Raw genomic sequence first — 12,702 nt, 5'->3', positions numbered from 1 at the left:
TTCGACTATGCTCATAAATATCTGCTATGAATAAAAGAAGAGGTGTTGATTTAGCACCACCTGCTCAACAGAATCGTGCTGTTGCTGAAACATTGATAAAATTAATAATTTTTAATTGATTGATATTTATAAATAAAAAACATGGCATTCAATTTGTATTAACCACAGTGAAAGATAAATTGTGTTTAACAACAAATTTGGAGCAAAACATGAGTAGAAAAATTCGATTAGGTGCATTTATTCCCGCTACTGGACAACATGTCGCTGCATGGCGACATCCTGAATCGCAACCGACCAAAGCAGTGGATTTTGATTTTATTAAAGAGCAGGTACAACTTGCTGAAAAAGGCTTATTTGATGCCTATTTCTTGGCAGATGGTCTCGCCGTTAATTTCGGACAAGCTGAGAAAACAGGCTATAGCGATAAAGTAGCGGGCTTTGAACCTGTCACCTTGTTCGCAGCTTTATCAACGGTGACCAAACATATTGGTTTTATTGCAACTGCATCAACCACCTATGAAGAACCGTATTTATTGGCGCGTAAATTTGCTTCTTTGGACCATCTCAGCCATGGTCGAGCAGGATGGAATGTGGTGACCTCTGCTTCGGAAGCTGCCGCGGCTAACTTCGGTTATGAACAACAAATTCCACATGCAGAGCGTTATGAGCGCGCACAGGAATATGTTGATCTGATTAAAAAACTGTGGGACAGCTGGGAAGATGATGCTTTTATTCATGATAAGGCATCAGGTGTATTTTATGATCCTGAGAAAGTTCATAATCCGAATCACAAAGGTAAATACTATGCGGTGAAAGGTGCCTTGAATGTACCTCGTACACCACAAGGTTATCCAGTGATTGTACAAGCGGGACAGTCAGGGCCAGGACGTGATCTTGCAGCGCGTTATGCCGAAGTCATTTTTACCGCCAATCAAAAGCTGGAAGATGCGCAAGAGTTTTATCGTGATGTAAAAAGTCGTTTGGCCAAATATGGACGTTCAGCCGATGAACTTTTAATTTTACCAGGCGTTTCTGCGTTTGTAGGTCGTACTGAAGAAGAAGCGCGTGCCAAATACCAACAGCTTACGGATTTGATTCATCCAGAAGCAGGGCTTGCCTTGTTGAGTGGCTTAAGTGGCGGCTTTGATTTTTCAGGCTATGATTTGGATGGTCCATTTCCTGAATTGGGTGAAGGCCAAGGCATGGTGAGTCGTCCTGCTCTAATTGCAGATATTGCCAAGAAAAACAATTTCAGTATCCGTCAACTGTATGAATGGGTGGCGGGTGCACGTGGCCATTGGCAACTGATTGGCACACCTGAACAGATTGTAGATCAATTACAACAATGGTTTGAAAATGAAGCCGCGGATGGTTTTAATATTTTGCCACCAAGTACACCTGCTGGGTTAAACGATTTTGTTGAATTGATTGTGCCAGAGCTACAACGCCGTGGCCTGTTCCGTACTGAATATGAAGGCACGACCTTACGTGAAAACCTAGGTTTGGCACGTCCAGAAAATCAATATGTCATTGCTCGACAGGCTGAAAAAAACAAAGCCAGTTAAAATCATGTTAAAACTAAATCATGAATCAAAGTAACAAGAGTGACTTTTAAGCGGTCACTCTTGTGTCATCAAAATTGAATTGAGTGAAAAATGCAATATAGAAAATTAGGTCAAACTGATATTGATGTTAGTGTCATCGCCCTCGGCACCATGACTTGGGGCGAGCAGAATTCTGAATCCGAAGCGCATGAGCAGTTGGATTATGCAGTGGAGTGTGGCGTAAATCTGATTGATACGGCTGAAATGTATCCTGTACCACCGAAACCAGAAACCCAAGGCTTAACTGAACAATATATTGGGACATGGTTAAAGCAGTCACAGAAACGAGACCAAGTGCTGATCGCAACCAAAGTGGTAGGCCGTTCAGGGAAATTAACCCAAGCCTCGCATTTTCGTTCAGGTCAAACTAAGTTAGATCGAGCCAATATTGAAACTGCACTACATGATAGTCTGAAACGTTTACAGACGGATTATGTTGATCTATATCAGCTTCATTGGCCTGATCGCAGTACCAATCATTTTGGTGAATTGGGCTATACGCATGTTGAAAATGAAGAAACGGTTCCAATTGTAGAAACCTTGACAGTTTTGTCCGATTTGATTCGAGCAGGCAAGATCCGACATATTGGCTTATCCAATGAAACACCCTGGGGCGTGAGTCAGTTTTTAAAGTATTCCGAAACATTGGACTTAGCGCGGGTTGTTTCCATCCAAAATCCATATAACTTATTGAACCGTAGTTTTGAAATTGGCAATGCCGAAATCGCCATACGAGAACAGGTCGGATTACTGGCTTACTCACCTTTGGCTTTTGGTGCTTTGACCGGTAAATACTTAGATGGTGCACAACCAGCAGGCGCACGTTTAAGCTTATGGGAACGCTTTGCCCGTTATAAAGGGCAAGCCTCTGAAGATGCAATTCGTCGTTATGTAGCATTGGCCAAACAATATGATTTAGATCCTGCCCAATTGGCTTTAGCCTATGTAAATAGTCGCCGTTTTGTCACCAGTAATATTATTGGGGCGACCAATTTAACTCAGCTTAAAACCAATATTGAAAGTATTGACCTACAGTTAACTGATGAGGTCATTCAGGGAATTGAGCAAATCCATCAAGCCCATCCTAATCCCGCACCTTAAGGCATAGATAATCTCCTATAATTTAACTTTGGTTTTGTTCAGGACAGTTGAGTCAATCCAACTGTCTTTTTTTATTTTTAGAACAAAGCGACTGAGTCTCTATATCAAAAAATAAGAAATAGAAACCTTGAAATGTGCTGTTTTGGTATAAGCAGGGTGTTGGAAAATCAACAGTGCTTCAACAGAGAGAAGTGGATGTGTTTTTATAAATATCAATATAAAACAATTGCTTAATAATTGGCATGCTGCTTGCAAAGATCAAAGTATATAAATCAAAGATTGATTTTATGCAGGCTGAGGAGCACAGGATGAAGATGTTGCGTTGTTGTATGGAAAGTTAATTTCTCTCTCATTTTTTAATTCATTTAGTTCGAATCTTTTTCGGTGTGATTGCTTATTCAGTCACACATAGGATTTTTTTACTCAAATTTTATGGTTTTAGTTTTAGGGGTTTTATTGGTGAAAAAACATTATCTCTCTTTATCGATTGCTTTGAGCATTGCAACACTGTTGGGAAGCGGCACAGCTCAAGCAGCAGAAGATATTGATACAACATTAGCGCAATTACAGGCGCAATTGACTGCTCTACAGCAGCAGCTCAATGCATTAAAGCAAAAGAAGCAAGCTTCAACGGAGCTGAGTGAGACAGCGCAACTTACAGCCCAAGATGATGCATCGGCAGAGGCTCAGGAAGAAAATACGGAGCATAGTTTTGCGACTCAAAGTGAGCTGGCAGGTTTCCGAAGTGATTTAGAAAACTATAAATATGATCAATCACGCCAATATGAGCGGACTTCGGTGAAGTCGACACGAGATGCAACTTTATATGGAACTGTGCAAGTTCGGGCACAGGCTCAGAGTCAAGACACGGCTTCTGGAAATCCAGCGCCCGTTACCCCACGTCGCAATACTTTTGATGTACCAACCGCTTTATTCGGGGTCAGAGGAAATTTATATAAAGACTATAAGGAGGGGAAAAATCTCGATTACCAACTTTCTTTTAGTTATGGCAAACGTGTCGGGACAGCAGGCAGTGCCAGTGATCTGAATCTGGCAGATGCATTCTTGCGCTATAACTTCACCTCGACCAATGGGGGACCAGAAGTTCCGCGTTTGAATGTGACTTTTGGTCAGCAATTGATTCCATTTGGTCTAGATCCGCAATCACCTGAGGATTTACGACCGACCATTAATGTTGCAACAGGATTGGCGCAATTGGGTCTATTCAATCGCCAGACTGGTCTGATTGTGCGTGGTGATGTCAAACCATTTGTTGATTATTCATCAAACTATCGTGCACCGTTATTTGAGTATGCTTTGGGTGTGGTCAATGGCAATGGCACCAATAAAGTCGATGACAATGACAAGAAAGATTATATCGGACGGGTCGCATTTACCTTACCTGTTGATTATGCCAGTTGGTTCCGTGAGTTGAAATTTGGTGCTTCCTATCTCAAAGGCAGTAAAAACGTTATCGCAGGCAGTAATGTTCTCGATGGTAACGGTCGCAATGATCGTCTGGGCTTCGATATCTACTATAACCACGCACCGTTTGGCGTGACTTATGAATATGTCAAAGGACTCAGTGATTATGCAACTGCAACAGGTTCAACCTCAGAAGTAAAGTCTGAAGGGCATACCGCAACCTTGTTTTATACCTTTGGTGATCAATTTTATAACAGCGTGAAATCCGTCGCCAAGTTTGATGATTTCTGGCCGAAATCAATTCAGAGCTTCTATCGCTATGACAGCTACAACCCAAATAAAGGCGCAGATGTCGTTTGGATTTCAGGTCATGGCTTAGGCAAAGTCGATATTCATACCTTGGGGCTAAATTTCTTCTTCGCACAAACCACCAAATTCCAATTAGGGCTGAATCGCTGGAGCTATGACCACGAGACAACTGCGCAGAAAGACTTCTCGGAAGTACAAGCGCAATTCCAATACACCTTTTAATTTTCCAATATGAGTAATGACACAATGAAATTTTTGACGAAACATTTATTTATTGGTGCAGCGGCAGGTTTGCTGGTTGCCACCAGTTTCTCAGCTTTTGCTGAAACCAATCCCACAGAAATCCGACTGGGAGTTCCCGGTGCAGGCGTAGGCGGAAAACCTAAAGTCGGAGGAAGTGCTTATGCAAGTGCCAATCTACGCGGCATTTTGGAAAAAGAATTTGCCAAAGATGGCATCAAGGTGAAATGGTCATTTTTTCCGGGTGCAGGACCCGCGCTAAATGAAGCTTTAGCCAATAAAAAGGTCGATTTTGGGATTGGACATGGTGATCTACCTTCGATTGTCGGACGTTCAACGGGTTTGAAATCCAAACTTTTATTTGTGACTGGGCGTTTTGGACCTGTGTATTTTGCAGTTCCATCTGATTCAGGTGCGAAAAGTCTGGCGGATTTAAAAGGCAAAACCATTTCTGTCTTTAAGGGCACTAACCAACAGCTAATCCTCGGCCGTTTATTACGGAAATATGGTTTCACTGAAAAAGATTTCCGTGTGATTAGTCAGGACTTTTATTCAGCTCAAACCTCACTGTCTACAGGTGATATTGATGGTTTGATTACCAGTCCTTGGACATTAGAAGCACGTGGTGTGGCAAAGCGTATTTTAGAAGTACGTAAAGATCCAAATCTGAATGGCCCATTGGTGGCATGGGTGAGCGAGGATTTTGAGAAGAAATACCCACAAATTGTGCAACGCGTTGTGACCACATTTATTAAAGATAACGTGTGGAGTTCCGATGAAAAGAATCGTGATACCCAGTACAAGTTATGGGCTCAAAGTGGCGTGCCTTATCTAGACTATAAAAAAGACTGGGATGATTACTCGCTGAAAGACCGTAACTCACCATATTTTGATGATTATGCAGTGAATTCTTTAAAGAAATCGGTTCAGCAATCAATTGATTACAAGCTGATTCGCCGTCCAGTGGATGTGGATTCTTGGATTGAACCGAAGTATCTGAACACCGCGATTCAAGAACTCAAACTAGAAAACTTCTGGCCAAAATTTGATGTAAATGGCAACCGTAAAAAGTAATTGTGATTTGGGTTAGGCCAAGGGCGTGTATGCCTTTGGCAAGCCAGTTTATTTGTCCACCATTTTAGGAATGACCTATGCGTCAGGAATCGGTTGCTCAGGTTGAACTGGGTCAAGGGCACTTTGTATGGGGCTTTATTGGCTTGGCATTGTGTGCAGGCTTGGGCATTGGAATTGCGAAAATCGTCACTTCTTTATATGCGGTGCAGCTAGCTGCGAATGAGTTTGAAATGGGACTGATTGCCGCAGTACAGAGTTTAGGTATTTTGCTGATCGGATTGCCAATTGGCCTGTTAGTACAACGCTATGGACCTAAGACAATGTTTGTATTAGGAAGTTTTCTCGCAGCGCTGGTGTATGTCACGGTGCCATTTTATCCAGCGGTTTGGTCTCTGATTTTAGCTACTTTCTTGGTTGGGTTATGCATGCCGATGCGGTTTGTTTCACTCAATACAGTCTATATGCAGCATTTAAAAAGCATAGGGGCTGCTCGGGCGGGATGGTTTAGAGGCACGCATATGATGGGGTTCTTTCTGGTTGGCCCTTTACTGGCAGTGAGCTTAGTAACTGCGGTGGGATTCTCAGGTGCGTTTTGGTGGATTGCTGGACTTTTTCTTTTACCGATATTGTTTGCACCCTTGGCCTTTGGCGCAAGCCCAACAGGAATTAGTCAGGCAGAGCAAGATGAGGCATTTAGCCTTGCTGTTATTGCCAAGCAATTGGTTTTATTAAAGCAAGATCAGGCTTTACGCCGCACCAGTTTGATTGAAATGGCGAGCAATGCGGTGATGGCGTACTACGGCTTTTTCATTATTGTTATTGCAATCAAGGATTTTGGCTTGAGTGAAACGATTGCTGCCAGTTTGGTAACGCTACAAGGAGCTGTGTTTGTCGTAGCCTTATTTACGACGGGAGCTTTGCTGACACGATGGGGAATAAAACGCTTTTATCAAACGGGTTTTGCTTTTGTTGCGGTGGCATCTGTGATGCTGGGCATACCTAAAATTTCCGTGCTGCTTTGGGTGGGTGCTGTGATTCTGGGCTTGGGTCTCGCGATGCTGCATATCGTCAATTTCACCATGTTTGCCAATGTGGGTGAACGCTTGGGAATGGCAAAGGTTTCAGGATTAACCGCGATGGCAGGACCCGCAGGTGCGTTATTGGGAAGTATTGTGGGAGGCTGGTTTGGTCACTATTGGGGCTTACAGTCGATGTTTCTTATTTCAGCGGTTTTATTTGGCGGGCTGATCGGTTTTTCTCAGAAACTTACACAAGTTTTTATAGCACCGCCGCTAGAGATTGAAATGTATTCGGAAATAGAGGGTCAATAAAATGAGTAGTATCGAAACTCAATTAGAAAATGAACACACTTGGCAGCGAATCAATTTAGCCCCTTATTTCAAGCAAATTGGCCTATGGGCAGTTCGTATTGTATTGGCTTTGGTTTTACCTGCGATTGCATTGGCGGTTTGGCATTATGCCTTTCAGAAGCAATGGTTACCTGAACAAATTTTGCCTAGCCCAGCCTTAGTTTGGCAAACCACGTTGGAGCTCATAGATACGCATGAGTTACAGGATAATTTATGGATCAGCTTAAAACGGGTTGCTTGGAGTGTCTTGGTCGGGGGCAGCATCGGTTTGTTCTTAGGTTTCCTGATCGGATTATCACGTATAGCACACAAGTTTATTTACCCCACTTTTAATCTGATTGCGCAATTTCCAGTGATCGGCTGGATTCCATTACTGATGATTTTTCTGGGGATTGATGAAAGTCTAAAAATTGCAGCGATTTCACTGGCGGTATTTGTTCCTGTGCTCGTTGCGACCTATCGCAGTGTCTTGAATGTACCTCCGCATTTATTAGAAGTCTCTCAGGTGTATCGCTTTAGTGCGTGGCAGCGATTTCGCCGTGTCATTTTGCCTTCTGCTTTGCCCAATATTGTCAGTGGTTTACGCCAAGGGATTATGCAGGCATGGCTGTCACTGGTTTTTGTCGAGCTATTAGCCAGTAGTGAAGGGATTGGTTACTTGATTGTGTGGGGACGGCAGTTGATCCAACCCGATATTATTTTCATGGCTGTCATTGTGATCGGGATTGTTGGTTTTGTTTTAGATCATATTTTGGGCTGGGTTGAACGCTGGTTTAGCCATTGGCAACGCAGTGCATTTTAAAGGGGGATTGAATATGTCTACTAGGTCTACATCAAAACCAAGATTTAATTTTAATTATTTAAACGTTTACGGCTTGGTGCTCCCGATTGCGTTCATTGTATTGTGGGCGATCGCATCCAAGTTGAATTGGGTCAATCCTAAACTCATTCCAGCACCATTTGAGGTGGTGCAGATTGCAATTCATCAATTTCAGCAGCAAGAGTTTTGGACAGGTTTAGGTGCAAGTCTGTTACGTGATCTGACGGGTTTTGTCTTGGGCAGTATTCTAGCCATTACTTTTGGCATTATCGTAGGGGTCTCACGCTGGGCCAATTATTTATTTTTACCTAGTTTTAATGTATTACGACAGGTTTCTTTGTTTGCTTGGTTACCGTTAATCACCACCTTTTTAGATTATGGCAATAGCGCAAAAATCTTATTTATTGTGCTTTCCGTCTTTTATACAGTGGCCTTACATACCATCGATGGGGTAAGACAAATTCCATTGCATCAATACGAAGTTGCCAAAGTCTATCAATTCAATGCTTGGCAGACCTTGAGCAAATTGATTTTACCTGCGGCAGCCAGCCAAATCTTTTTAGGATTACAACTGGGGTTGATTTTCGCTTGGGTGGCGACCATCGGGGCAGAGTTTCTGTTAGCTAACTATGGTGTTGGACTAGGAAATATTGTGATTCGTGGGCGGGCTGCTTTAGATGTTGGTCTGATTGTATTTGGTTTAATTGTGATTGGTTTTATCGGTGTGGCGTGGAATAGCTTAGCCAATTTAGCTGAGCGTCGTATTTTGGTTTGGCGACGTTAGGAGAATAATAAAATGAAACAACAGAATTTTCGGCAGTTTTTCAAACGTCGCTTTAAATCGCTTGGGCAGCTCAGTGTATTCAGTTTAATGGCACTCAGTCTCATTGCATGTAGTAAACAATCTGACACTCCAGCCAATCAGGTACATGAACTCCGCTATCAATCCTTAACCAGTGTGGTGTCATTGCCTGAGCTGGCTGAAGACTTGGGTTATTTAGGTGACTTAAAGTTGAAATATGTGGGGAGCGTGCAAGGTGGTCCGCAGGACTTACAAGCATTAACCACGGGTGATGTAGATGTGGCAACTGCTTTTGATGGTGCAATCATTAAGCTTGCTGCGGCAGGGATTAAGATCAAAGCAGTGGTTGCCTCCTATGGCAGTGATGACAAAAGCTGGGTGGGCTATTACGTCCCGAATAATAGTCAGATTCATTCAGCGCGTGATTTGATCGGCAAAAAAGTGGCAGTAAACACTTTGGGTGCACATTATGAATTTGTTTTAAAAGACTATTTAGCTCGCCAAGGTTTAAGTAATGATGAAATCAATCAAGTTGAATTCGTAGTGTTGCCTCCCACCAATACCGAACAGGCTTTACGTGCTGGACAGGTAGATGCTGCAGCACTGGTTTCTATTTTCCAAGACAAGGCCTTGGAACGCGGTGGTCTCAGAAAACTGGTCTCAGATACGGATCTGTATGGCAGTTTTACCGCAGGCAGTTATGTCTTTACCGAGAAATTTATTCAACAACATCCTGAAGTGGTCAAGCAATTTGTCACAGGTGTTGCCAAAGCTGTGGAATGGACTAAGCAAACACCTCGTGAACAAATCTTAGCCCGCTTTAAAAGCATTATTGAAAAAAGAAAACGCAATGAAAGCGATGTATTGATGCAGTACTGGCGCAGCTATGGCGTAGTGAGCCAAAGTGGATTGTTAAACGCAGCGCAATATCAACGTTGGATTGACCTATTTGAGAAACGTGGAGAGTTCAAACCTAATCAGGTCAAGGCAGATGCCTTATTTACCAACCAATTTAATCCCTACGCCAGTGAAAATAAAAATCTAGCTGACGATCAGCGCAGTAAGGAGCATAGCCAATGAGCACAAAATTAAAAATTGAAAATGTTTATAAGTCTTTTGCTGCCAAAAAAGTCAAAGGAGCAAAAGTCCAAGCAGAAGATTTTGTAGCGGTTGAAAATCTGTCTTTAGACGTGAAGGCGGGTGAGTTTGTCGCCATTGTTGGTCCTAGTGGATGCGGCAAATCAACTTTGCTGGATCTTTTGGCCGGTTTAACTACACCAAGTTCAGGTCAAATCACTATTGATGGGCAAGCGATTAAAAAACCGGGGTTGGATCGCGGTATCGTCTTTCAGCAATACGCTTTATTTCCGTGGTTAACGGCCCTAGAAAATATTGAGTTTGGCTTGGATGCAAAAGGTGTTGATAAACAACAGCGTTATCAAACGGCAAAGTATTTCCTAAATTTAGTGGGGCTTGCGGAGTTTGAACATCATTATCCCAATGAACTTTCAGGTGGCATGAAGCAGCGGGTCGCAATTGCACGTAGTCTGGCCTATGACCCAGACATTCTATTGATGGATGAACCTTTTGCCGCACTCGATGCACAGACCCGTGAAACCTTACAGGCTGAATTGGTCAAAATCTGGCAACAGACTCAGAAGACCATCATTTTTATCACCCATAGTATTGATGAAGCCATTTATTTGGGGCAGCGCATTGCCATCATGACCTCACGTCCGGGGCGAATCAAACAGGTGATTGAAGTTCCTGCTGAGCTACGAAGCGATCAGGAGGATGTACGTTCCAGCCCAGAATTCAGCCAACTGCGTCATCAGATTTGGAGCTTGTTACGTGAAGAAGTATTGAAAGCCCAAGAGCAGGAAAAACAGAAGCAGTTGGTTGCTTAAGCACAGTGTATTTTAAAAATTAACAAGAAGTAGAGGTGATTATGTCGAGTACAAAAGAGACATTAACGTTTCCAAAAACAATTCAGTCTAGTTCAATTTCTTCTCCACCTAAGATCAGTTCTTTGGGGGATGGTTTTAATCTAAGTTGGCTTTCCACAAGTTTTAAACGATCAGCTGCGATTTTACTCTTTTTAGCCATCTGGGAAATCGTACCGCGGATTGGTTTGGTCGATTCCGCTTTCTTGCCAGCATTTTCTACCGTGTTGCTCAGTGGTTGGGGCTTGATTCAAAATGGTCAATTATTAACACATTTGCAAGCCAGTTTGATTCGTTCACTCAGTGGCTTTATTTTTGCGATCATTGTCGCGATTCCTTTGGGGCTGGCAATTGGTTGGTACACACGCTTTTCCGAATTTCTGAGCCCTTTATTGGAAGTGTTCCGCAACACGGCTGCATTAGCTTTATTGCCTGTGTTTATTCTTTTTCTTGGGATTGGTGAAAGTTCGAAAATTGCATTGGTGACCTATGCCTGCACATGGCCAATTTTGCTGAACACGATTAGTGGTGTTCGAAATGTCGATCCATTGTTGATCAAGTCTGCACGAACCATGGGGCTGAGTTCGATTCAGTTATTCCGTAAAGTGATTTTACCCGCAGCGATTCCAACGATTTTTGTAGGTGTACGTTTGGCAGGTTCATTCTCGGTGCTGATGTTAATTGCCGCAGAAATGGTTGGGGCAAAAGCAGGTCTGGGTTATCTGATTAATTATGCGCAATATAACTTCCAGATCCCCGAAATGTTCTTTGGCATCATTAGTATTACCACCATTGGCTTGCTGTTTAATTACAGCCTGCTTGCGATTGAAAAACGTTTAACCGCGTGGAAAATCGAACGCTAGTCAGGAGTACATTGACATGTTGAAGCAAGGCTGGGGAAAGCATCTATGTGATCTGAGTTGTATGGTGACAATGTCACTCATCTTATTGGGATGTACAAAACCAGCATCGAAACTGACTACAGTGGATGGACTCGAATCTTTAGAGTTTAAATACCTCGGTTCGCCAGGCATCGTTACTCCCTTAGAGCTGGCCGAAGATTTGGGTTATCTTGAGCCAATTAAATTGAGCTATCAGGGCGTTTCTACAGGCGGGCCGCAGGGCATTCAATCTGCTTTGTCAGGTGATAGTGATATTAGTAGTCCAAGTTTTGCAGGCTCCGCCGTTAAAATGGTCGCCAGTGGCGTGCCCGGCACTGTTGTGATTGCTGCCTATGGTACTTTCGATGATCCTTTTGCTGGCTATTATGTTCTTGAAAATAGTCCAATTCATTCAGCCAGAGACTTAATTGGTAAAAAGGTCGGCACTAATATTCTAGGCGCACAAGTGGAATATATGCTCAAGACGTACTTAAAAAAAGGAGGACTCAGCCCTGAGGAAATCAATCAGGTCACGCTGGTGGTATTGCCTCCAGGTTCTTCAGAGCAAGCACTAAGAAATGGTCATGTAGATTTAGCACCATTGACAGGCCCATCAATTGAACGAGGTGGTGTACGTCGTCTTTATCGTGATTATGACCTCGTTTGCGATCTGACGACTGGAACTTATGTTATGGCAAATCGCTATGTAGCTGAACATCCGAATACTACCCGTAAAGTGGTCACAGGCATTGCCAAAGCGATTGAATGGTCTAGGCAACAACCGAGGGATCAGGTGATCGCACGCTTCGAGCAGATTTTGGAGAGGCGTAAACGCCCTGAAAATAATGCCATGTTAAAATATTGGACACAGTGGGGAATTCCAAGTACTGCTGGAAAATTTAAAAATGATGATTTTAAAATATGGGTGGATAATTTAATTGAAGAAGGTCAGTTAAAACAAAATCAGATTGATTATAAAAAGATATATAGCAATCAATATAATGAATATAGCCAAAATTAATTATCTTTGTGGTTTGATTAACTGACGTTTGTTTCTATTTTAATAAATGGAAATAACAAAGGTGAATTACTGATTTCTATTTGAGCAAATAGTCATGCAAGATAACTTCTCT

11 protein-coding genes are annotated in these 12,702 nt (G+C 42.6%); all 11 read left to right on the top strand.

Going from position 1 to position 12,702, the window contains the following annotated elements:
- Window positions 1-209: 209 nt before the first annotated feature.
- Entirely contained in the window at window positions 210-1,565 is a 1,356-nt protein-coding gene (locus tag F902_RS14330) for an LLM class flavin-dependent oxidoreductase (protein ID WP_005204488.1), read from the top strand.
- Between the two features lie 90 nt (window positions 1,566-1,655).
- Window positions 1,656-2,705, top strand: a complete 1,050-nt coding sequence (locus F902_RS14325; protein WP_005204485.1) for an NADP(H)-dependent aldo-keto reductase — start codon at window positions 1,656-1,658, stop codon at window positions 2,703-2,705.
- 432 nt (window positions 2,706-3,137) lie between these two features.
- Window positions 3,138-4,661, top strand: a complete 1,524-nt coding sequence (locus tag F902_RS14320) for a porin family protein (RefSeq protein WP_005204482.1) — start codon at window positions 3,138-3,140, stop codon at window positions 4,659-4,661.
- 24 nt (window positions 4,662-4,685) lie between these two features.
- Entirely contained in the window at window positions 4,686-5,753 is a 1,068-nt protein-coding gene (locus F902_RS14315; protein WP_004806296.1) for an ABC transporter substrate-binding protein, read from the top strand.
- A 77-nt stretch (window positions 5,754-5,830) separates the two neighbouring features.
- Entirely contained in the window at window positions 5,831-7,084 is a 1,254-nt protein-coding gene (locus F902_RS14310; RefSeq protein WP_005204481.1) for an MFS transporter, read from the top strand.
- Between the two features lies 1 nt (window position 7,085).
- The gene (locus F902_RS14305; protein WP_005204480.1) at window positions 7,086-7,925 is read left to right on the top strand and encodes an ABC transporter permease; all 840 of its coding nucleotides are present in this window, start codon (window positions 7,086-7,088) and stop codon (window positions 7,923-7,925) included.
- A gap of 13 nt (window positions 7,926-7,938) precedes the next feature.
- Window positions 7,939-8,727, top strand: a complete 789-nt coding sequence (locus F902_RS14300; RefSeq protein ID WP_005204478.1) for an ABC transporter permease — start codon at window positions 7,939-7,941, stop codon at window positions 8,725-8,727.
- 12 nt (window positions 8,728-8,739) lie between these two features.
- Window positions 8,740-9,825: an ABC transporter substrate-binding protein gene (locus tag F902_RS14295; protein WP_005204476.1), complete on the top strand. Its 1,086-nt coding sequence runs from the start codon at window positions 8,740-8,742 to the stop codon at window positions 9,823-9,825.
- Window positions 9,822-10,652: an ABC transporter ATP-binding protein gene (locus tag F902_RS14290; RefSeq protein WP_005204473.1), complete on the top strand. Its 831-nt coding sequence runs from the start codon at window positions 9,822-9,824 to the stop codon at window positions 10,650-10,652. The genes F902_RS14295 and F902_RS14290 overlap by 4 nt, the downstream gene beginning before the upstream one ends.
- 41 nt (window positions 10,653-10,693) lie before the next feature.
- Entirely contained in the window at window positions 10,694-11,551 is an 858-nt protein-coding gene (locus F902_RS14285) for an ABC transporter permease (RefSeq protein ID WP_005204470.1), read from the top strand.
- A 16-nt stretch (window positions 11,552-11,567) separates the two neighbouring features.
- Window positions 11,568-12,590: an ABC transporter substrate-binding protein gene (locus tag F902_RS14280; RefSeq protein ID WP_005204468.1), complete on the top strand. Its 1,023-nt coding sequence runs from the start codon at window positions 11,568-11,570 to the stop codon at window positions 12,588-12,590.
- Window positions 12,591-12,702 lie beyond the last annotated feature (112 nt).

This window comes from Acinetobacter higginsii, assembly GCF_000369525.1.
Lineage (GTDB): Bacteria > Pseudomonadota > Gammaproteobacteria > Pseudomonadales > Moraxellaceae > Acinetobacter > Acinetobacter higginsii.
The sequence above is the reverse complement of the archived record's forward strand: the minus strand, read 5'-3'. Positions and strand labels throughout refer to the sequence as shown.